The sequence below is a fragment of the Actinophytocola sp. genome, from assembly GCF_036555685.1.
Lineage (GTDB): Bacteria > Actinomycetota > Actinomycetes > Mycobacteriales > Pseudonocardiaceae > Actinophytocola.
In genome coordinates this window covers 1-21,865 of sequence record NZ_DATBKY010000234.1, presented here as the reverse complement: position 1 = coordinate 21,865, position 21,865 = coordinate 1, and the positions used below count along the sequence as shown (strand labels likewise).

The 21,865-nt window shown below is 71.3% G+C and carries 13 protein-coding genes and 2 pseudogenes; 8 read left to right on the top strand and 7 right to left on the bottom strand.

Annotation, left to right across the window (positions count from 1 at the left end; translation table 11 throughout):
- The 7 genes from VH969_RS22750 to VH969_RS22720 form a co-directional block, all read left to right on the top strand.
- Positions 1–2,908: KR domain-containing protein (locus VH969_RS22750; protein ID WP_331977470.1), on the top strand; the 2,908-nt coding region annotated here is incomplete at its 5' end.
- Positions 2,909–2,941: 33 nt separating this feature from the next.
- Positions 2,942–3,829, top strand: a complete 888-nt coding sequence (locus VH969_RS22745) for a 3-hydroxyacyl-CoA dehydrogenase family protein (protein WP_331977468.1) — start codon at positions 2,942–2,944, stop codon at positions 3,827–3,829.
- Positions 3,830–3,858: 29 nt separating this feature from the next.
- The gene (locus tag VH969_RS22740; RefSeq protein WP_331977466.1) at positions 3,859–4,116 is read left to right on the top strand and encodes an acyl carrier protein; all 258 of its coding nucleotides are present in this window, start codon (positions 3,859–3,861) and stop codon (positions 4,114–4,116) included.
- A gap of 2 nt (positions 4,117–4,118) precedes the next feature.
- Positions 4,119–5,273: an acyl-CoA dehydrogenase family protein gene (locus VH969_RS22735; RefSeq protein ID WP_331977464.1), complete on the top strand. Its 1,155-nt coding sequence runs from the start codon at positions 4,119–4,121 to the stop codon at positions 5,271–5,273.
- Positions 5,274–5,302: 29 nt separating this feature from the next.
- The gene (locus VH969_RS22730) at positions 5,303–6,394 is read left to right on the top strand and encodes an HAD-IIIC family phosphatase (RefSeq protein ID WP_331977462.1); all 1,092 of its coding nucleotides are present in this window, start codon (positions 5,303–5,305) and stop codon (positions 6,392–6,394) included.
- Between the two features lie 7 nt (positions 6,395–6,401).
- Positions 6,402–7,181: a thioesterase II family protein gene (locus VH969_RS22725; protein ID WP_331977460.1), complete on the top strand. Its 780-nt coding sequence runs from the start codon at positions 6,402–6,404 to the stop codon at positions 7,179–7,181.
- A complete protein-coding gene (locus VH969_RS22720) occupies positions 7,178–8,179 on the top strand; it encodes a methionine ABC transporter ATP-binding protein (protein WP_331977458.1) in 1,002 nt (333 codons plus the stop codon). Before VH969_RS22725 ends, VH969_RS22720 begins: the two co-directional genes overlap by 4 nt.
- 152 nt (positions 8,180–8,331) lie before the next feature.
- Here the strand turns inward: VH969_RS22720 and VH969_RS22715 are convergent.
- The 7 genes and pseudogenes from VH969_RS22715 to VH969_RS22685 form a co-directional block, all read right to left on the bottom strand.
- Positions 8,332–9,157: pseudogene (locus VH969_RS22715) on the bottom strand (ISNCY family transposase); the annotation flags it as partial.
- A 382-nt stretch (positions 9,158–9,539) separates the two neighbouring features.
- Positions 9,540–9,794: an HNH endonuclease signature motif containing protein gene (locus VH969_RS22710; RefSeq protein ID WP_331977472.1), complete on the bottom strand. Its 255-nt coding sequence runs from the start codon at positions 9,792–9,794 to the stop codon at positions 9,540–9,542.
- A pseudogene (locus VH969_RS22705) lies at positions 9,795–10,481 on the bottom strand (DUF222 domain-containing protein); the annotation flags it as partial.
- 790 nt (positions 10,482–11,271) lie between these two features.
- Positions 11,272–12,441 (bottom strand): acyl-CoA dehydrogenase family protein, encoded by a 1,170-nt coding sequence (locus tag VH969_RS22700; RefSeq protein WP_331977456.1) that lies wholly within the window; start codon positions 12,439–12,441, stop codon positions 11,272–11,274.
- A gap of 4 nt (positions 12,442–12,445) precedes the next feature.
- Positions 12,446–16,204, bottom strand: coding sequence for an SDR family NAD(P)-dependent oxidoreductase (locus VH969_RS22695; RefSeq protein WP_331977454.1), 3,759 nt, complete (start codon positions 16,202–16,204; stop codon positions 12,446–12,448).
- A gap of 74 nt (positions 16,205–16,278) precedes the next feature.
- Positions 16,279–17,082, bottom strand: a complete 804-nt coding sequence (locus VH969_RS22690; protein ID WP_331977452.1) for an ABC transporter permease — start codon at positions 17,080–17,082, stop codon at positions 16,279–16,281.
- Positions 17,072–17,905 carry an ABC transporter ATP-binding protein gene (locus VH969_RS22685; RefSeq protein ID WP_331977450.1) on the bottom strand — a complete coding sequence of 278 codons (834 nt, stop codon included), beginning with the start codon at positions 17,903–17,905 and terminating at the stop codon, positions 17,072–17,074. The genes VH969_RS22690 and VH969_RS22685 overlap by 11 nt, the downstream gene beginning before the upstream one ends.
- A 907-nt stretch (positions 17,906–18,812) precedes the next feature.
- Between VH969_RS22685 and VH969_RS22680 the strand changes: the two genes are divergently transcribed.
- On the top strand, positions 18,813–21,865 hold a 3,053-nt coding region (locus VH969_RS22680; RefSeq protein ID WP_331977448.1), incomplete at its 3' end, for an AfsR/SARP family transcriptional regulator.

Sequence of the window (21,865 nt, the reverse complement as noted above, 5' to 3'; positions counted from 1 at the left end):
GGGTTACAGCCTGGGTGAGTACGTGGCGGCGTGTCTGGCGGGTGTGCTCTCGCCGGCGGACGCGATGGCGCTGGTGGCGTACCGCGCCAAGTTGATCGGGGAGCTGCCCGGCGGCGTCATGGTCGCGGTGTCGCTCACCCCCGACCAGCTGCGCCGGTACAAGCTCGGCAAGCGGGGCCTGGACATCGCCGCGGTCAACGGCCCGCAGGTGACCGTGGTCGCCGGGCCGGCGGACGCGATGGAGTCCTTCACCGCGGAGCTGACCGCGGGCGAGGTGCCGCACCGTCCACTGCAGACCACGCACGCGTTCCACAGCCGGATGCTCGAGGGCGTCGGCGACCAGCTCACCGAGTGGGTGCGGGCCAACGTCACGCTGAACGCCCCGCAGATCCCGTACATCTCCAACGTCACGGGCACGAGGATCACCACCGAGCAGGCGACGAACCCGGCGTACTGGGCGCGGCACATGTGCCAGACCGTCCAGTTCGGCACCGCGATCTCGACGCTGCTCGCGGACGAGGAGCTCGCGATCGTGGAGATCGGGCCGGGGCAGTCGCTCGGCGCGATGATCCGCGGCGCGGGCGCCACGCCGGAGCGGTGGCCGCTGATCCTGTCGACCCTGCCCGCGGGCAGCGACTCGCGACCGGACGACGCGGCGTTCGCGGACTGCCTCGCCCGCCTGTGGCTGTGCGGCGTCGAGCTGGACTGGACGACGTATCAGAACCGCGATGCCGGCGCGGTCGTCACCGACCCCGCGCTGGTGCCGAACCGGATCCCGCTGCCCACCTACCCGTTCCAGCGGCAGCGCTACTGGATCGACCCGCCGGACCGGTCCGCGTCGGCCGGCCTCGGCAACGGGGCGGCCGGGGTGGCAGGCGAGGCGACCCTGGAGACGTTGGCGAACCTGCCGAAGCTGGCCGAGGAGCAGTGGCTGCACCTGCCGGTGTGGGGCCAGACGGCCGCGCGGGCGAAGAACGCGGAACAGCCCGGCTCGTGGCTGGTCTTCACGACCGAGGGTGTCGCGGACCGGATCGCCGGCGAGATACGCCGCACGCTGCTGCCCGAGGGCGGCACGCTGACCCCGGTCCGCCCGGGCGAGGCGTACGCGGCCGGTCCGGACGGGTACACCGTGCGCCCGGGCAGCCTCTCCGACAGCCTGTCGCTGCTGCGCGACCTGCGGGCCGCGGGCACGCCGGTCGAGCGGGTGACACACCTGTGGACGCTCGGCGTGCCGGCCGGCGAGGCGACCGTCACGCACGGTCTCAACACGCTGGTCGCGCTGGCCAGGGCAGCCGGTGAGCTCGGCATCGAGGACTGGTCGCTGGACGTCGTGTCGGCGGGTGCCCAGCAGGTGCTGGCCGACGACGTGAGCAACCCGCACGGCGCCACGCTCGCCGGGCCCGCGCTGGTGATCCCGCTGGAGTACCCGACGGTGACCGCGCGCCTGGTCGACATCGACGACTGCACCGACGACTGCACCGACGACCGCACCGACGACCGCACCGACGACTGCACCGGCGCCGGGCCGACCGCCCGCACCGTCAAGGCCCTGGTGGCCGAGCTGGCCGGCCCGTACGACGACCGCGTCGTCGCGCTGCGCCATGGCCGGCGCTGGGTGCCGGAGTACCAGACGATGGCCGCACCATCCGTTGTGGACGGTGACGTCCTTCGCGACGGTGGTGTCTACCTGATCACCGGTGGCCTGGGTGGCATCGGCCTCGCCATGGCCGAGCAGCTCGCCAAGGCGTGCCGGGCCAAGCTGGTCCTGTTCGGCCGCACCGGGCTGCCGGACCGCGAGACGTGGCCCGCGATCGTGACCGGCACGCAGCCGGCCGACGAGAAGCTCAAGCGGCGGGTCACCCAGGTGTCCGCGCTGCTCGAGCTCGGCGCGGAGGTGGAGATCGTCACCGGCGACGTGAGCAGGGCCGAGGACGTCCGGTGGGCGGTCGAGGCCGCCGAGGCCCGGTTCGGTGCGCTGCACGGCGTGCTGCACGCGGCCGGCCTGCCCGGCATGGGGCTCATGCAGTTCAAGCAGCCCGGGGAGCTGGGCCAGGTGCTGGCGCCGAAGGTCGGCGGAACGCTGGCGATCGCCGAGGCGCTGGGGATCGGCGGGCCGGGCGAGGTGGAGCTGGACTTCCTGGTCCTGTTCTCCTCGATCACCTCCGCCACCGGCGGCGGCCCCGGCCAGGTCGACTACTGCGCGGCCAACGCGTTCCTCGACAGCTACGCCTACCAGCTCGCGGCCACCGGCCGCAACGTCGTGTCGGTGGACTGGGGCGAGTGGCTGTGGAACGCCTGGGCGGAGGGCCTGGAGGGCTACTCCGACACCCTGCAGGGCTTCCTGGAGGACAACCGGGCGCGCATCGGCATCGGGTTCGAGGAGGGCTGGCGGTCGCTGCTGCGGGCGCTGTCCTGCGGCGAGCCGCGAGTCGTGGTGTCCACTCAGGACTTCAACACGATGGTCCGGTTCAGCTCGCAGTTCACGCTGGCCGCGGTGACCTCGTCCGCTCTCGCCGAGGGCGGCGGGGCAAGGCACCCGCGGCCGGAGCTGGCGACGCTGTTCCAGGAGCCCTCCGGCCCGATGGAGGAGACCATCGCGGCGATCTGGTGCGAGTCGCTGCGGCTCGAGCAGGTCGGCGCGGGAGACAACTTCTTCGAGCTCGGCGGCAACTCGCTGCTCGGCGTGAACATCGTCGCCGCGCTGCGCAAGGAGTTCGGCCTCGACGAGCTGCCACCCCACGTCCTGTACGAGGCGCCGACCGTGTCCTCGCTCGGGGTGCTCATCGAGGCCGCGCAGAACGGCGGCCCGGTCGGTGCCAAGTCCGAAGAGGACGGCGACAGCCAGCTGCGCGCACAGATGCGCCGGTCCGGTCTGGAGACCGCGGCCGCCCGCAGGCGCCGGCGCTAGCCCGGCGGACAACAACGAGAGAACGGAGGCAAGATGGCGACTATCGGCGTTGTCGGCGCCGGGGTAATGGGTGTCGGAGTCGCCCAGAACCTGGCCCAGACCGGCCACGACGTGGTCCTGGTCGACATCGACGAGGCGATCCTCACCGACGCCCTGGCGACCATCAGGCGCAACTGCCGGATGAGCCGCATGATGGGCGGCCCGGCGCTCGACGCGGACGAGATCCTGTCCCGCATCAGCACCGGGGTCGGCGCGGACACGGTGGCCAAGGCGGACATCGTGATCGAGAACGTCACCGAGAACTGGGACGTCAAGCGGGAGGTGTACGAGGCGCTCGACGCGGCCTGCCAGCCGGAGACCGTGTTCGTCGTCAACACCTCGGCGATCCCGATCACGAAGGTCGGCGCGGTCACGAGCCGCCCCGACCGGGTCGTCGGCGTGCACTTCATGAACCCGGTGCCGGCGAAGCCCGCGGTCGAGCTGATCCCGGGCTACCACACGTCCGAGGAGACCGTCCGGCGCACCCGCGACCTGCTGGGTGCGATGGGCAAGAAGGCCATCGACGTCAAGGACTCCTGCGGGTTCATCTCGAACCGGATCTCGCACGTCTTCATGAACGAGGCCGCGTACCTGGTGTACGAGGGCGTCGCCTCGGCCGAGGCCGTCGACGAGGTGTTCCGCAGCTGCTTCGGGCACCCGATGGGTCCACTCGAGACGGCCGACCTGATCGGCGTCGACACCGTGCTGGACAGCATCGAGGTGATCCACGAGCACTACGCGGACCCCAAGTACCGCCCGTGCCCGCTGCTCAAGCAGATGACCGAGGCCGGCTTCACCGGACGCAAGTCCGGTCGCGGCTTCTACGACTACGACGGCACGAGCGGGGCCGGCGGCAGTCCGGCCGCGACCGGCGGCAAGTAGTTCCACCACCCACAAGAGGAGATTCACTCATGTCAGACACCGTGAAGGACCAGGTTCTCGCCTTCGTGCGGGGTCGTTACCCACAGGTGGAGATCACCGAGTCACAGGACATCTTCCAGCTGGGCTTCGTCAACTCGCTGTTCGCGATGGAGCTCGTCATGTTCGTGGAGAAGACCTTCGGTGTCACGATCCCCAACAACGAGCTGCGGATCGACAACTTCCGGTCCGCCGACTCGATGGCCGAGCTGGTCGACCGCCTGTCCTCCGCCGCTGTCGCCCAGGGGTGACCATGGCTAGCCCGATGCTTGTCCCACCGGACGTCGAGGAGGTCCGCGACCGCGCCACCGCGCGCGCGTTCGTCGACACCTACGTCGCGCCCGGTGCGAACGATTTCGAGCAGAAGGGCCGGCTGCCGGAGGCGTTGCTGGAACGGATGTCCGCGGCCGGGCTGTGGGCTCCGTTCCTGCCGGCCGACATCGGCGGCGCCGGGGTGGACATGGTGACCCTCGGCGAGATCCACGAGGAAGTGGGTCGCGGCTGCTCGTCGGTCCGAAGCCTGCTCACCGTGCACACCATGGTGTCGTGGGCGTTGCAGCGCTGGGGCACGCCGGTCCAACTGGAACGGTGGGCCGGCGCGCTGGCGGCCGGCGAGACGCTCGGCGCGTTCTGCCTGTCCGAACCGGACGCCGGCAGCGACGCGGCGGGGATCCGCACGGCGGCGGTCGAGGCCGAAGGCGGCGGCTGGGTGCTCAACGGCCGCAAGAAGTGGATCACCAACGGCCAGCGGGCGGACCTGTACCTGGTGTTCGCCAGGACGGCCAACAGCATCGGCGCGTTCCTGGTGCCCCGGTCGACCCCGGGCGTGCAGGTGCGGCCGATCTCGGAGATCCTCGGCACCCGCGCGTCCATGCTCGCCGAGCTGACGTTCAACGACGTCGTCCTCGACGAGCACGCCCTGCTCGGGCCGAGCGGGTTCACCGCCGGCATGGTGTTGACCGGAACGCTCGACCTCGGCCGCTACAGCGTGGCCACGGGCTCGGTCGGCATCATCCAGGCCTGCCTGGACGCGTGCGCGGCGTACGCGTCCGAACGCAAGGTCGGCGGCGTGCTGTTGCGGGATCTGCCGCTGATCCAGGCGAAGGTGTCCGACATGGTCACCGACGTCCGGGCGGCGCGGATGCTGTGCGCGGAGGCCGGCCGGCTCAAGGACGCGGGCGAGGCGTCGACGATCATGGCGACCTGGGTGGCGAAGTACTTCGCCTCCACCGCCGCCGCCCGGCACGCGTCCGAGGCGGTACAGATCCACGGCGCCAACGGTTTCGGCTCAGAGTACCCGGTGGCGCGGCTGTACCGCGACGCCAAGGTCATGGAGATCATCGAAGGCAGCAACGAGATACAGCGAATCACGATCGCTGGAGAGGCGTACCGGGAGATGAAGCAGTGAGCGAGCTTGCGAGCGAACCATTAGGCGCGGTGAGTGTTGACAGAGACACCGGCAACGACCTCGCCGGCGGGGTGGCGGTGCTGCCCGAGAAGCCGAAGCGGGGCCGGATCAAGTGCATCGTCTGGGACCTCGACAACACGCTGTGGGACGGCGTGCTGCTCGAGGACGGGGCCGTCGCCGTGCGGCCCGCGGTGGTGGCGCACATCAAGCGGTTGGACAAGATGGGCGTGCTCCACTCGATCGCCAGCAAGAACGACCACGAGACCGCCGTGGCGAAGCTGACCGAGCTGGGCGTGGCCGACCTGTTCCTGTTCCCGCAGATCAACTGGAATGCCAAGTCCGAGTCGATCCAGCGGATCGCCAAGGCGCTAAACCTCGGCCTCGACGCGTTCGCCTTCGTCGACGACCAGGAGTTCGAGCGCGCGGAGGTGCACCACGTCGTGCCCGACGTGACCTGCGTGGACGTCCTCGAGCTCGACACGGCGCTGGCCCGCGAGGAGTTCATCCCCCGCTTCGTGACCGACGAGTCGGCACAGCGGCGGGTGATGTACCAGGGCCAGATCGCGCGGGACTCGCTGGAGAAGGACTTCGTCGGCACGGGTGACGAGTTCCTCGCCAGCCTCGGGATGTCGTTCACGATCGCGCCGGCCCGCCGCGAGGACCTGCAGCGGGCGGAGGAGCTGACGGTTCGCACGAACCAGCTGAACTCCACCGGTCGTACCTACTCTTACGAGGAGCTCGACGAACTGCGCGAGTCGGACGACCACCTGCTCCTGGTGGCGTCGCTGACCGACAAGTTCGGCAGCTACGGCAAGATCGGCCTTGCACTGGTGGAGAAGGGCGCGCAGGTGTGGAAGCTGCGCATGTTGCTGATGTCCTGCCGGGTCATGTCCCGGGGCGTCGGCATGGTGCTGCTGAACCACATCCTGCGCCTGGCCGCGGCGGCCGGTGTCGCCGTGCAGGCCGACTTCGTGGAGACCGGCCGCAACCGCATGATGCAGGTGACGTACGCGTTCGCGGGCTTCCGCGAGGCGTCCCGGAACGGCGACCACGTGGTGCTGCAGGCCGACCTCGGCGAGGTGCAGCCCCCGCCGCCCTACGTCCAGTTACACATCGAGTGAGGTGGCCATGCTGGAGACACTGAGCCGCTGGCTGCCGTTGCGGGACCGGACGGGTGACGACGCGCTGCCGCTGTTCTGCCTCCCGCACGCCGGGGCCGGTGCGTCCGCGTACCGGCCCTGGCAGGGCAAGGTGGCTGGGGTGGCCGTGCTTCCGGTGCAGCCCCCCGGCCGGGAGGCCCGCTTCCGGGACGCGCCGTACCAGCACATCGCGCCGCTGGTGACCGATCTCGCGACGGTGGTGCTCGCCGAGGCGGGCGACCGCCCGTACGCGGTGTACGGGCACAGCCTGGGTGCCCTCGTGGCATTCGAGCTCGCCCGGGAGATCCGCCGCCGGGAGGCGCCCGAGCCCGTGCACCTGATCGTGTCCGGGTGCGTCGCGCCGCACCGGCGGTTCGACGACGGCCCGCCGGTGCGGAACATGGCCCAGCCCGAGCTGGTGCGGATGCTGCGCCGGCTGGGCGGGACACCGGAGTGGCTGCTGGCCGATCCGTCCACACTGGAGCTGTTCCTGCCGGCCGTGCGCGCCGACTTCAGCGTCAAGGAGACCTACACCTATGGCGCCGAGCCGCCGCTGTCGATCCCGCTGACCGTCCTGTCGAGCACCGCGGACCCGCGGGCGAGCCACGAGACGCAGGCGGCGTGGGGCGAGCAGACGACGGGCCCGTTCGAGCTGCACACGTTCGCCGGCGGGCACTTCGCGGTGTTCGACCAGGCCGGCGTGACCCACAAGTACCTCGCGGAGGCCCTGCGTCCTTGGGTGAAACCGCGGCCCTGGGTGGAAACATGATCACGGCGAAGAACCTCAAGAAGTTGTTCGACGGCCGCGCCGCCCTGGACGGGGTGTCGCTGGACCTGCCGGCCGGCGGCGTCACCGGTGTGGTCGGCGCGGCCGGGGCCGGCAAGTCGACGCTCGCGCGCGTGCTGGCCCTGCGGGACCGGCCGGACAGCGGGAGCGTGTGGCTGGACGGGTTGAACACGACGGCGCTGCCGCAGGACCGCCTGCGGCAGGCCCGCCGTGACATCGGTCTGGTGCCGGCGCAGGACGAGCTGCTGCCGGGCCGGACCGTCGCCGGCAACGTCGCGGCGCCGCTCGAGCGGTCCGGTGCGGACACGACGATGCGGCGGCGCAGGGTCGGCATGCTGCTGGACCTGATCGGGCTGACCGGCCTCGCGAGCGCCGACCCGGGGACGCTGTCGCCGGGTCAGCGCCGCCGGCTCACGATCGCCCAGACCCTGGTGATGGAGCCGGCGGTGCTGGTCGCCGACGAGCCGACCCGGGGCCTGGACGCCGAGTCCGCGAACGGCGTGCTGGCCGCGCTGGACCGCGCCCGCGGCGAGCTCGGCGCGACGGTCGTCCTGGCGACGGGTGACCCGTCGGTGGCCGGCCGGATCTCCGACCACGTGGCGATCCTCGCGCAGGGGCGGGTGGTGGACTGCGGCAGCCTGCTGGACGTGGCCACCGACCCGGACAGCCTCGTGGCGGACGCCCTGCTCCCGTCCCTGCGTCCACTCTCGCCGCGCGACACGGCCGCGCACGACCGCGTGGTGGACGTGGTCCTCGTCGGCTTCGCCGCGGTGGGCGCCCTGCTACCGGAGGCGGCCCATCGCTTCGGCGTCCACATCGAGGTGATCGGCGGCGGCCTGACCCGCTTCAGCGACACCCCGGTGGCCCGGTTCCGCCTGGGCGTGTGCGGCACCCGGGTGGACAGCGCGCTGGTGTGGATCGCCGACTGCGGGGCCCTGGTGCGCCACACCTCGAGAGGCCCGAGCGGCATCGCCGCATGACGGCGAGCTGGTCGTTCGGTCCCCGCCGGCGTCGTCCCGGCCAGACCGCGGTCTCCGTTTCCGGGACGCGGTCACGACGCCGGCGGGGCCACCGTTCTCGCGGCGCAGTGATTAGCCGCCAGGGCTGCTGATCTTGATCAGGTTGTGGGTCAGGTGCGTTCCCAGCCGTAGCCGCGTCCTCGACGCGGGTGGTCATCCGGCCTTCGCTGCCGGTTCGCCATTTTCACCGTGCGGCGGAACGCCCGCCGGTGTTTCGACGGCTTGTCGGGTCTTGCCGGGAGTGCCTTTGCGGGGATGACGACGGTGCGCGTCCTCGACGCGTTCCTCGCCGTAGCCGCGGTCGGCGGTGACGTGCGCGGCGTGTGGTCGATGCGGTGGATGACCCGCTCCACGGCGGGGACGAACCGGGGGTACGTCGGCTGGGTTGCCGGGGTTCGGCGGTGTGGTCAGCACGTTGTCGTCGTTGTCCACGACATGGGCCTTGTGGCCGAACGCGATCGGCCTGCTCGGTCGGTCTTGGCGATCGGCCCGACGTCCGGGTCGTGCAGGCTGACTCGTCGGGTGGCGCCGTTTGGGGTGATGCCGGCCAGGCGGTGGCAGGTCTGGGCAGTGATCTGGCGGGTGGCATCCAGCAGCTCGGTGAGGTCGTTGGCCGCGCGGGCCAGGCGACCGCGCCGCCGCCCAGCAGCGGGATCATGCTCACATGCGCCCGCAGCTCGGCGGCCTCCGCCCGCGCGCGGCGCAGCGCGCTGGGCGTTGACCAGCAGCCGCTGCGCATCCTGTACCGCGATCTCGGCCAAAGTGGGCCTGCGCCTCGTTTCGGCCCGCAGCCGCAGTTTCGAGGCGATCTGGTGCGGCCGCTTCGCGGCCGCGCGGGAACGGTCACGCACGCGTGCCGGTCGCGCCGCCCGCCGCCCGGATGCGCTGGCCGGCCGTGGCGATCCGCCGCACCGCCTTGGGCAGCAGGCCCGAGTCGGTTCCGGGACGTCAAGAAGTCGAGGCCGACCTGACAACGCAGGCTCCCGATTGCGAGAAGTCCGAGACGCCCCTGACCGTCCGGGCAAGGAGTTCGTCCCGTCGCTCGGCGAGCCTGACCTCAGTAGATCTCGGCTCCCGCCCAGCGGGCGCGTATTCCGCAACGGTGGCGAGCCTTGCGGTTGTAGACGAAGAACACGTTCCGGATCCCGCGGCATCTCGATCCGGACTTCGCCCGCGGTGTCCGAAACCACCGCGCATCTCGTCACGAGAAGAACCGCTCCGCGTCTGGTCCGCCGAGCAGAAGCCGTCATTCACGGTGCATATTCCACCCGGCCCATGCGTGGCGTGCCGGGCCGGAAACACCGATCCTGGAGCGATTCTCTTATTGGCGGAGGATGTTGCGGCGTGGTTGGCGGGTTGGGTCGATTTCGGGTGGTGGGGTGAACCAGGGGATTCCGCGCCGCATGTGTATTGACCAGGTGCCGTGGTGGATGAGCCGGTGGTGGGTTCGGCAGAGCAGTACGAGGTTGTCGAGGTTGGTTTTGCCTCCGTCGGCCCAGTGCGTCAGATGGTGTGCGTCGGTCCAGCGTGCTGGTAGGTGGCAGGTGGGGAATGCGCAGCCTTTGTCGCGGGTGATGAGTGCGTTGCGTTGGTGGGGCTGGACGAGGCGCTGTGTCCGTCCGAGATCGAGGGGCGTGCTGTTGGTGCCGAGGACGATGGGGATGAGGTGGGCGTCGCAGGCCAGTCGGCGGGCGGTGGCGGCGGGCAGGGTGGTGCCGTCGTCGAGAGTGGCGGTGCCGGTCTGCTCGGCGAGTACCTGGTAGTCCAGGGTTACCGTGAGGTGTGGTTTCACGCCGCCGCGGGTGGGGGCGCGGCCGCTGGTAGCGGCGAGGTGGATGATCGCGGCGAGCCCGTCGCCGTCGCGTTGTTCGGGGGTGCGTGGGTCCGGTATCCCCTCGCCACGGGGTTGAGGTTGGGGTTTGGCGAGGGGGCCGAGTAGCGCGTGCAGGGTGCCGGCGGTTTCGGCGTCGAGTTGGCCGCGGAGGCGCATGCCCCCGCCGGGTAGGGGCTGGTACCGCAGCAGGTTCCCGGTCTCGGCCGGCTGGTCGTCGTGCGGTGCGGGGCCGTCCTGGTCGATGCGGTCGAGCAGGATGCGGCCGTGCTCACGCACTGTTCGTGGTGTCTCGATACGTGCGGTCTCGGCCAGGGTCGACTCGAGCAGTTCGCGGTGTTCCACGGTGGCCCACCCGGGCAACCGATCCAGCGTGCCGAGCACGGCATCGACATGCCGCGGGTCCAGCTCGCCCTTTGTGCAGTACCTGCCGCACCGTGGGGCAGGGTGCGGGACGGACGTGGCCGGTGGGGGTCACGGTCTGGGTGACCTGGGCGGATTGGGCCACCATCCGGCCGGCATCGGTCGTGTTCAGGTGCAGCAGGTGGCTCAGGAACGCGGGCAGGCTCGGGTAGCCGACCCGGTTCGCCACTCCGGCCCGGTCCATCTCGGCGACCACGTCCAGGATGTCGGCATAAAGTTTGCGGTAGGTCGTCATTTTCGCCAGTAGTGCGGCCGGGAGTTCCTGGTCGGGTTCTCCGGTGGTGGCCATATCTCTATATTACCCACGACCACGACGGTTTTCGAACACACGTTTGGGTGATGTAGAGCGCCGCCAATCTCGATTTCGAGGCCGCATGCTTTTGGCCACTTTTCTCGTTCCAGGCTTGGCCTGATCTCCAACCTGTTCGCAGTGGCTTTGTGGTGGGTCGGGCGTTTGTATGCCGTGCCGGACACGTCACACGTCGTGGAGTTGGTGCACCCGCTGGAGAAGGGCCTTTGTGCGGAGGTTCGAAACCCGCGCGGGCCTTCGCGGGCGTGAGCCGCTCCGGCTCGACAGGGTTCCTTCCCGGGCGTCTCAGGTCAGCCGCCGGCGAGGCGAGATCCTGGTGAGCAGCTCGGGGCGAGGCAGGTGACAACCGCACTCAGCTGGGCGACGTCGGCGGCAAGGCCGATGCAGTGGCCGCGGCTGCCTTGCACCGCTGCGGCCCGCGGCCAGCCGTCGACCGACGCCTTGGAGCGGTCGACGACGGTAGGCCGCCTGGAACCGAAGCTGCGAGCGCTACGAGCGCTTGGACACCGGGACGACGTAGCGGCTGAACACCAGGTCCCGCAGCACGTCGTCGCCGCCCTCGACGATCGAGACGTAGCGGACGTCGCGCACGAGCTTGCCGATGACCGACTCGTTCGTGTAGCCGAAGCCGCCGAACATCTCCGAACCCACCGACGCTATGTCCCAGCCCGCCTGGCCGCAGAACATCTTCGTCGTCAGCGCGGACTTCAGCGTGCCGACGCGCAGGAACTCCTCGCCGGCGTCCGGGCGCGCGGCGATCTCGTCGTACTCGCGCGCCGCGGCCAGGCACTGGTTCGCCATGACGTCGATCTGCATCTCCATCTGGCCGAGCTTCGCCGCGAACACCGGGTTGCTCGCCAGCGGCGAACCCTTGACCTGCTTGGTCTTCCCGTAGTCCATGCACAGGTCGCGCACCCGCCGGGCGATGCCGAGCGCGGTGGTGGCGATCAGGATCCGGCTCGCGTTCAGGCCGACCTCCAGCAGCCGCAGGCCGTTGCCGCGCAAGGCATTGGCGGCCGGCACGCGGCAGTCGGACAGCGTCACCTGGTACGTCGCCGACGAGCGCAGGCCGATCACGTCCCACCGCTTGTCGATCGTGATGCCCGGGGTGTCCCGTGGCACCAGCACGGCCAGGAACCCGGACGGGTCGTCCTCGACGCGGGCGATCACCACCAGGAACTGGCCGAAGTCCGTGTCCGTCGAGAACGCCTTCTGTCCGTTGAGGACCAGCGTGTCCCCGGAGCGCCGCACGGTCGTCGTGATCCGGGCCAGCTCGCTGCCCGCCGCGTGCTCGCTGCCGAGCGTCGCGCAGAACCCGTTCTCCGCCACCATTCGCTTGAGGTAGCGCTCCTTGAGCTCGTCGGAGGCGTACCAGTTGACCATGCTCGTGGTGAGCACCGGGATGAACAGCGTGAACGCCACACCGGCATCGCCGTAGGCCAGCTCGGACACCAGCCGCACGCTGTCGGTCAGACCGAGCCCCAGGCCACCGTACGAAGAAGGCAGCCACCAGTTCGCCAGGCCCGTGTCCGCGAACCGCGAGTACAGCGGCAGCGGCGCATCGGTGAGGGAGGCGAGGGAGTCCAGCGACGCCTCCTGGCCGATCAGCTCCCGGCGGACGAACGCCTGCGCGGTCCGGACGTGCTCGGGCGGTTTCATGGGCTCAGGCACCTTCCTCGATCAGGGCCGCGAGCTGGCGCACCGTCGGGTACTCCAGCAGGGCGGTGACGGGTATGGACGTCTGCATCGCCTTGCGGATCCGGGTCGTGAGCTTGATCGCGACGAGCGAGTGGCCGCCCAGCTCGAAGAAGTTGTCGTCCGCGCCGACCGGCTCGATCCCGAGCACGGCCGACCAGATCTCCGCGAGCGTCGCCTCGGTGCCCTCGGCCGGCGGCTCGAACGCCACGTTCAGGTTGGGCCGCGGGTGCCGTTCGTCCGCGTCGGACGCCTCGTCGCCCGCCGTCACGTCGCCGATCACCCACTGCGCGACGCGTGCTTCGAGCGAACCCGTGGAGATCACGATGTGCCCGGTCCGGTCGCCGGCCGCGAGCGTGCGCTCGAAGATGTCGACGGCCTCCTCGGGCACCATGGCGAAGTCGTGCACGGTCGGCCCGTGCGTGTCGAGCCGCTCGGCGTCGACGTTCCACGTGTCCCAGTCGACGGTCACCCAGCGGCCCTCGCCGCGCGTGCGGGCGACGCGGAGGTACGCGTCGAGGCCGGCGTTCGCGGCCGCGTACGGCGCGAGCGTCATGCCGCCGAGCACCGCCGCGAGCGACGACAGCGTGATCCGCCGGTCCGGGCAGTGTCCGGCCAGGACCTCCTGCAGCACGTGGAAACCGCGGATCTTGGCGGCCAGGTGCGCGTCGCACTGCTCGCGGTCGAGCAGGTGCGCGAAGTTGAAGAACCGGCTGTCCTGCACGCCGGCGCCGTGCACCGCCACGTCGATGCCGCCGAAGCGCTCGACCGCCGCGTCGACGACCGCGCGCATCTGCGCCACGTCCGCCACGTCCGCGGACATCGCGAGCACGGTCGCGCCGCGCTCCTCCAGGTCGCGGATGTTGCGGATGTGCCGGGCGGTGCGCTCACCGCCGTCGGGCACCGCGGCGAGGAAGCCGTCCCACTCCGCGCGCGGCGGCAGCGGCGAGCGGCCGGTCAGCACGAGCCGGCAGCCGTAGCGGTCGGCCAGGTGGCGCGCGAGCGTCAGCCCGATGTCGCCGAGCCCGCCGGTGATCAGCACGGTGTCGTCCGGACGGAACGGTGCCCGCGCACCCGTCGGCGCCTCGAGCGGGAACTTGTCGTAGGCACGCAGCCAGGTCTCGCCGCCACGCACCAGCACCGGGCCCTCGTGCGGGCACACGGACGCGGCGAGCACCGTGGTGGCGAACCGGTGCAGCGCGCCGGCGTCCGCTGTTCCGCCGGCTGCCGGGACCTCGTCCGCGTCGATGTGCCGGGCCCGCAGCCGCGGGTTCTCCTGCGACAGCGTCGCGCCGACCGCGGCCAGCGTCGCGTGCTCCGGGTGGCGCACCTCGGCGCCGGTCAGCCCGGTGGTGCCCGACGTGAGGACGACGAACTCGATCGGCGGGGCGACCCCGGTGTCGTCGAGCAGGTGCCGCGACAGGCCGAGCGCGGAGTAGAAGCCGCGGTCCTGCTCGGCGTCGAAGTGGGCGATGGGGTCGGTGCCGGTGTCGCTGCCCGTGTCGCTGCCCGTGTCGCTGCCCGTGTTGCCGGCCTCTGGGCTCGCGAGGCTGAAGCCGTGCACGATCGTGCGCGGGGTGACGAGCAGCGAGTACACCACCTCGGCGAGGTCGTCGGCCTCGCCGGCGCGGACGGTGAAGTCGCCCATGTCGTCCTGGCCGAACTCCTCGCCCGGGCGCACGGCCGCGACCTCGGCGCCTGCCTCCTGCAGCCGGGCCACGATCGCCTCGCCGCGCTCGTCGCCGCTGAACACCAGCCACGGGCCGGCCGCGCGCAGCTGTTCGTCCACATCGGATAATGGGAGCGGGCGTCGGCGCCACGTCGGCAGGTGTGTCCACTGTGCCCGGTCGAAGTTCTTGCCGGCCGGCGCGGGCGCCTCGGTGGTCAGGTCGGCCTTGACCCAGAAGCGGCGGCGCTGCCACGGGTACGTGGGCAGCTCGACCCGCCGGCCGGCGCCGTCGTGCAGCCGGGCCCAGTCGATCGTGCAGCCGGCCTGCCACAGCCGCGCGAGCGTGGCGAGCAGCCACTCGGCCGCCGGCGTGTCACCCTCCGGCCCGGCGACGACCTGCGCCGCGGACTCGTCGTCGGTCAGCCGCACGCCGAGCTCGGTCAGCCGCTCGGCCAGTGCGGCGGGAACTCCGGGCGCCGGCCGGACCTGCGGGTTGCGCTTGGTGGTGGTGCCGTCGATCCAGCGCCGCGGGTCGGCGAGCGCGGCGACCGCGTCCGCGTGGTCGCGGCAGACCACCGCGCGCCGGAGCGCGAAGCCGCCGCGGGAGACCTGCAACGTGTAGGAGACGTCCGCGAGGTCGGCCCCGGGGTTGTCGGTCAGGTACGTGCGCAACCGCTCGGTGAGCTCGGTGCGTGCCTTCTCGTCGGCGGCCGACCAGGTCAGCAGGTACGGGCCGGGGCGCGCCGGCCGGCCGTCCGGTGCCGGTGCCTGCTCGAGGACGACGTGCGCGTTCGTGCCGCCGAGCCCGAACGAGCTGACGCCGGCGCGGCGCGGGTGCGGTCCGGCGGGCCAGGGCTGGTGCTCGGTGCGCACGGCGAACCGGTCCGCGGCGGTGGCGAGTGCCGGGTTCGGCGACTCGTAGTGCGGGACGCCGGGCAGGGTCTCGTTCTCCAGCGCGAGCGCGGCACGCATGAGCCCGGCCACGCCGGACGCGCGGTCGAGGTGGCCGATGCTGGGCTTGAGCGAGCCGAGCACGCACGGCGTCTCCGGTGTCTGCGTGAAGACCCGGTTCATCGCGGCGAGCTCGATCGAGTCGCCGAGCATCGTGCCGGTCGCGTGGCACTCGACGTAGCCGACGGTGTCCGGCTTGACGCCCGCGACGCTGAGCGCGGTCTCGATCACGTCGGCCTGACCGTCCACTCCGGGCGCGGTGAACCCGGCACGCAGCCGGCCGTCGTTGTTGGCCGCCGAGCCGAGGATGACCGCGTGGATCACGTCGCCGTCGGCCAGCGCCTCGGACATCCGCTTCAGCGCGACCACGCCGACGCCGCTGCCCATCACGGTTCCGCCCGCGCTCGCGTCGAAGCTGCGCACCTGCCCGTCGTCGGACACGATGCCGCCCTGCTCGAACAGGTAGCCGGCCGGCTGGGGGAGTGGTACGAACGCGCCGCCCGCGAGCGCGATGTCGCAGTCGTAGGTCAGCAGGCTCTGGCACGCCAGGTGCACGGCGACGAGCGAGGTGGAGCAGAAGCTCTGCACGGTCACGCCGGGACCGCGCAGGCCGAGCTTGTAGGAGACCAGGGTGGTCAGCGAGTCGCGCTCGTTGCCGACACCGAGCAGCAGCTCGCCGCCCGGCTCGGTCGCCACGTTGCGGACGTTGTGGATCATGTAGTGGGGGAACCCGCTGCCGCCGAACACCCCGACGTGACCCGGCACGTCCGTGGGGCAGTAGCCGGCGCCCTCCAGCGCCTCCCACGAGCACTCCAGGAACAGCCGGTGCTGCGGCTCCATCGTCTCGGCCTCGCGCGGGCTGAACCCGAACACGGCGGCGTCGAACATGTCCACCTGCTTGAGCGGGCCGCCCACCCGGACGTAGTTCGGGTCGGCGAGCTGCCCCGGGTCCACCCCGGCGTCGGCCAGCTCCTCGTCGGTGATCTCCCGCAGGCCCTTGACGCCGGCGAGCAGGTTGCGCCACAGCTCTCCGACGCTGTCCGCGCCAGGAAAGCGTCCCGACATTCCGATCAGGGCGATCGCGGAGTCGTACTCGCTGCCCGCCATGTGTCCTCCAGGTCGAGAATTGCGCGAGAATTGCGCGAGAATTGCCGCCAGATTCGCCGCCAGGTCGACGACGGTCAGAGCAGGTCGCTGCGGCCCCAGCCGCGAGCCATGCGCCACACCGCGAAACCGCCTGCGGCGAAGCCGATCCCGAGCAGGACGAGCGCCGGCCCGAACGCGGCGAGCGCGTCACCGCGGACGGCCGCCTGCAGCATCGTGAGCGCCCAGTAGCCGGGCGAGAAGTGGGCGACCACCTGTGCCCAGCCGGGCATGATCGCGACCGGCACGAGCGCGCCGCCGACCGCGCTGAGGGTGATCGCGCCGAGGTCGGACACGAGGCCCAGTTCGGAGTGGCTGCGCAGGATCGTGGCCATCGCGGCGCCGATCGCGATCAGCGTGAACACCCACACCACCACCGCGAGCACGACCAGCCCGGCCGAGCGCGGGAACGGCAGGCCGATCACCAGGCAGCCGTACACGAGCAGGACCAGCTGCTGCACCAGGAGGATCGCGAAGACCGGCACCACCTTGCCGAGCAGCAGCTCGGTGATCGACGCCGAGCTGGTACGCAGCCGGTCCCAGGTACGCCACTCCCGCTCGAGCAGGATCGAGTTGCCGACGATGGTCAGCGTGAAGACGGAGAACATGACCAGCGGGCCGGTGACGGCGTGCAGGATCCCCGACATCGAGCCGGTGTCGAACGCGCGCACGTAGATCGGCTTGAACACGAGCATGATGATCATCGGCAGGACGATGTAGCTGATGACCTGGCCCGGGTCGCGCAGCCGCCAGCGGATGTTGTGCCGGACCAGGACGCCGATCCGGTGCGCCGTGGCGACGGAGGAGGCGAGGGGCGAGCGGGGGGACGCGTCAACGGACATCGGTAACCGCCAGAGACCGGTAGAGATCGTCGAGTGAGGGGTTGCGCAGGTCGATCGCCTTCACCGGCCGGTCGGCCCGGTTCAGCAGCTCGATCAGCGTCGTCGTCGGGTCCGTGGTCGTGGTGCGGATCTCCTCGTCGCCGAAGGACACGCACACCTCGCCGGGCAGCCCGTCGAGCAGCTCGGCCGTGGTGCCCCGGGCGATGATCCGGCCGCTGCGCGCCACCGCGATGGTCGCCTGCAGGTCCGCCAGCTCGGGGAGGTAGTGGGTCGTGTAGATGACCGCCGCACCCTCGCCCGCGCGCTGCTTGACGACGTCCAGCAGCGCCTCCCGGGTCTGCGGGTCGGCGCCCGCGGTGGGCTCGTCCAGCAGCAGCACGGCCGGCCGGTGGATGAGGGCGGCCGCGGCCTGGGTGCGCCGCTGCTGCCCGCCGGAGAGGAACCCGGCCCGCCGGTCGATGAACTCGCCCAGTCGCAGCGCCGCCACCAGCTCGTCGATCGCGGTGCTCAGCTCGGCCCGGCCCATGCCGGCGAGCCCGCCGAACAGCTCCAGGTGCTCGCGCACGGTCGTCCACCGGTACAGCGCGATGTGCTGCGGGGCGATGCCGATGCGGTTGCGCGCACGGCCGGCCTCGGCACCGTCGATGCGCATCGTGCCGGTGTCCGGCCGGACGAGGCCCGCGGCCATTTCGATGAAGGTCGTCTTGCCGGCGCCGTTGTGGCCGACGAGCCCGACAATTTCACCGGCGTCGACGCGCAGGCTGAATCCGTCGAGCGCCTGCACCGATCCGTAGCGTTTGGTGAGCTCGATTGCTTCCAGCAATGCGTCACCTCCTAGGTCGGAATGGGAACATAGGGCTGTGCGCAGCAGTTTCGATTCGCCTGCGCTGCGTTTCAAAAGCCGTCGCAAGGTTAACAACGCGGCGCGTTTATCCGGCAGTGGTGAATACCTGCCGACAACTAGCTGCCAGCGGCTGACCGGCAAATACCGTGATTTCTCCGGTGAGAATGCAGCACCACGCCGCCACGCCGCGCCGGCCGCACCCGAGCGTGACCAATGGACGGGCGGGGAGCGCGACGCCCCGGACGGGCGTGCCGATGCGCTGTTCGGGCCACTCGAACTACGCCGACCGGGTTCCCCCGCCGGACGGCGTGGGCGGGTGCGGGCGGGCGGGCGCGGGCGGGCCGGGGACGCGGTGCGGAGCCGGTCACCATGGACACAGCCTCGGACGGGACGACGATGTCGGACTGGACGATGAGCAGAGCACGATGAACAGAGCGTGGCTGCCTGGTTGTGTTCGGGCGCAACGACTCCGTAGCCACCGAGCTGGTCGCGGCTGTGCCGCGACCAGCCGGGAACCCGGCGGCGCCGGCGGTGCGGTTGCGGCGACAACTATTGGCGCACAGGCGTTTGCGGTGGTCGGCAGGTGGTCGGCAGGCGGTCGTAGCTGGGAGTTCAGCTCCTCGTCAGGTTGTCTATTGTGGACTAAATGGGTCGTGCGGTATGTTCGTGGTAGGCAACCTGCACGGCCAATTGTTTTTCGCCGCAACGAATTGCGGTATCCATCTGGGTTGACTCTTCAACCACTGTCCTCTGTGGCTTCGCTTTCGGGAATGCAAGTTTTGATCTTCTCAAGTGAACGAATCGTGCTAGCGTGCTATTCACACCAGTGCGGGGCCGCCCCTGCGACGACGCCGCGGCTGGCGGGGTCTCGAAGGAGGGGGCTCAGTTGGGATTACGGGTCCTTGGCCCGCTTGAGCTCGTAGCCGGCCGGCGATCGTTCAAGATCGGCGGGCCACGAGAGCACATCGTGCTGGCCACGCTCGCCCTGAAGGCGAACCGCGTGACCTCCGTCGAGCAGCTGATGGACGCGGCGTGGGGCGAGGACCCGCCGTCGACCGCGCGGGGGCAGATCCAGAGCTGCATCTCGGGACTGCGCAAGCTTCTCGGCGACGCCGGGATGGTCGACGCCATCAAGACGCGCTCCTCGGGTTACCTGCTGAGCCTGTCCGCGCCCGACCTCGACTCGGAGGAGTTCGCCAAGCTCGTCGTCAAGGCACACGAGCAGGGCGCGGCCAGGCGGGTCGAGGACGCGGCCGCCACGCTGCGCACGGCGCTGGCCCTCTGGCGCGGCCCGGCCTTCGACGGCATCCAGAGCAACCTGGTGCGGCAGGGCGCGGCGCTGCTCGAGGACGCCCGGCTGAACGCCATCGAGGAACGGCTGCGGCTGGACCTCGAGCTCGGCCGGCACGAGGAGATCAGCGGCGAGCTGCGCGCGCTGTGCGTCGAGCATCCGTTGCGGGAGCGGCTGTACGGCTTCCTGATGCTCGCGCTGTACCGGTCCGGACGCCAGGCCGAGGCGCTCGAGGTCTGCCGCAAGGCGCGGGCGATCCTGATCGACGAGGTCGGCATCGAGCCCGGGCAGGAGCTGCGCGACCTCGAGCGCGCGGTGCTCAACCGCGACTCGCAGCTGGACCTGCCGGCCGCCGACAAGGGCCTGACGGCGGACGCCGAGCCGCGGCAGGCGAGCCCGCGCCAGCTGCCCACGAGCATCGCCGACTTCATCGGCCGCGCCGACCACATCGCCGAGATCCGCCGGGTTCTCTCCGAGCAGCAGGAGACCTCCCGGTACGCGGTGCCGGTCATCGGTGTCTCCGGCCGCGGCGGGATCGGCAAGTCCACCCTCGCGCTGCGCGTCGCCCACGAGCTCGGCGACGAGTTCCCCGACGGCCACCTCTACGTGGACCTGCAGGGCTCGGTCGGCGTCGACACCGCGGCCGCCCTGCTCGCCCGGATCCTGCGCGCGCTCGGGGTGAGCGGCCCGGCCATCCCCGAGGACACCGACGAGCGGGCCGAGATGTTCCGCAGCCGGCTGGCGAGCCGGCGGCTGCTGCTCGTCCTCGACGGGGTGACCAGCGAGGAGCAGGTGATCCCGCTGCTGCCCGGCAGCCCGAGCTGCGCGGTCATCGTGACCAGCCGCGTCCGGCTGTCCGGGCTGCCCGGCGCGCACTGGCTGGGCCTGGAGGCGTTCGACGACCAGACGTCGACCGAGCTCCTGGCCAAGATCGTCGGCGGCAGGCGGCTGGCGGCCGAGCCGGAGTGCACCGCCGAGCTCGTGAAGTACTGCGGCGGCGTGCCGCTCGCGCTGCGCATCGCCGGCGCGCGGCTGGCGTCGCGGCCACACTGGCCGATCGGCGAGCTCGCCCGGCGGCTGAAGAACGAGGTCCGCCGGCTCGACGAGCTGAGCCACCGCGGCCTCGAGCTGCGGTCCAGCATCGCGCTGACCTACCGCAGCCTGCCCGAGCAGACGCAGCGGCTGTTCCGGCTGCTCGCCCTGCTGCGGATCGCCGACTTCCCCGGCTGGACCGCCGCGGCGCTGCTGGACACCGACCTGGTCGAGGCCGAGGACCTCCTCGAGCGGCTCGTCGACGCACAGATGCTGGACCCCGTGCAGAGCCAGAACCGGCAGCTGCGCTACCGCTTCCACGACCTCATCCGGGTCTACGCCCTCGAGCAGCTGATGCAGACGGAGACCGAGGGCGAGCGGCAGGACGCGCTCGGCCGGGTGCTCGGCGGCTGGCTCGCGCTCGCCGAGAAGGCGCACCGGATGGAGTACGGCGGCGACTACACGATCCTGCATGGCAGCGCGCCGCGCCGGCACGTGGCCGAGTGGCCGGACGAGGACCTCGTCGACAACCCGATGGACTGGCTGGAGAACGAGCGCGTCGCGCTGGTCTCGGCGGTCCGGCAGGCGGCCGCCGCCGGCATGGACGAGCTGTGCTGGGACCTGGCGCTGACCTCGGTGAGCCTGTTCGAGGTCCGCGGCTACCTGGACGACTGGCGGGAGACGGCCGAGCTGGCGCTCAAGGTCAGCGAGCGGGCCGGCAACGGCACCGGCTGCGCGGCGATGCTGTACTCGCTCGGCACGCTGCACATGTCCCAGAAGCGCATCGAGGAGGCCGAGGACTGCTTCGCGGCGGCGCTGGAGCGGTTCGAGGCGGACGGCAACGAGCACGGCCAGGCGCTGGTGCTGCGCAACGCCGCGTTCGTGGACCGGCTGCGCGGCCGGTTCGACACCATGCTCGCGAAGTACGAGGGCGCGCTCACCAAGATGCGCGCGGTCGGCGACGTCATCGGCGAGGCCAACATCCTGCGCAGCCTCGCGAAGTTCCGCATCGACGAGGGCGACTTCGACGAGGCGGAGCGGATGCTCGCGCAGGCGCTGGCGCTGTGCCGGCAGGTGCACTACGTCCGTGGCGAGACCCAGGTGGTCAGCCGGTTCGCCGAGCTGTACCTGCAGACCGGCCAGGTGCTGCAGGCCAGGCAGGCTCTGCACAACGTGCTCTGCACGGTCCGGGACATCGGCGACCGGACCGGCGAGGCACACGCGCTCTACGGGCTGGGCATCGTCCGGCGGCGCGAGGGAAGGCTGGACACCGCCGAGGCGACGCTCGCGCACGCGGTGTCGATCGCCGAGCGCGTGGGGGACCGGCTGATCGAGGGCCAGGCCCTGCACGCCCTCGGCGAGATCGCCGTGACACGGGGGAACACCGACGCGGCCGCGGCGCATCTGGCCCGGGCGAAGGAGACGTTCACGAGCCTCGGTTCGTGCGTGTGGCTCGCCAAGACCTTGATCCTGCTGTCCGAAGTGCACGAGACCGGCGGCCGGGTGCCGCAGGCCCGCGAGGCACTCGAGCAGGCCTCGCAGCTGCTGGCCGCGGTCGACTCGAAGGAGACGGCCCGGATGCTGGCACAGCTGGGCGAGGCCCGGTCCGCGTTGTG

What these genes read in the sequence shown, in the direction of transcription:
- VH969_RS22740 (WP_331977466.1), top strand. Translation starts at nt 3,859, where the DNA reads ATGTCAGACACCGTGAAGGACCAGGTTCTCGCCTTCGTGCGGGGTCGT.
- VH969_RS22690 (WP_331977452.1), bottom strand. Translation starts at nt 17,082, where the DNA reads ATGTCCGTTGACGCGTCCCCCCGCTCGCCCCTCGCCTCCTCCGTCGCC.
- VH969_RS22700 (WP_331977456.1), bottom strand. Translation starts at nt 12,441, where the DNA reads ATGAAACCGCCCGAGCACGTCCGGACCGCGCAGGCGTTCGTCCGCCGG.
- VH969_RS22735 (WP_331977464.1), top strand. Translation starts at nt 4,119, where the DNA reads ATGGCTAGCCCGATGCTTGTCCCACCGGACGTCGAGGAGGTCCGCGAC.
- VH969_RS22720 (WP_331977458.1), top strand. Translation starts at nt 7,178, where the DNA reads ATGATCACGGCGAAGAACCTCAAGAAGTTGTTCGACGGCCGCGCCGCC.
- VH969_RS22745 (WP_331977468.1), top strand. Translation starts at nt 2,942, where the DNA reads ATGGCGACTATCGGCGTTGTCGGCGCCGGGGTAATGGGTGTCGGAGTC.
- VH969_RS22725 (WP_331977460.1), top strand. Translation starts at nt 6,402, where the DNA reads ATGCTGGAGACACTGAGCCGCTGGCTGCCGTTGCGGGACCGGACGGGT.
- VH969_RS22695 (WP_331977454.1), bottom strand. Translation starts at nt 16,204, where the DNA reads ATGGCGGGCAGCGAGTACGACTCCGCGATCGCCCTGATCGGAATGTCG.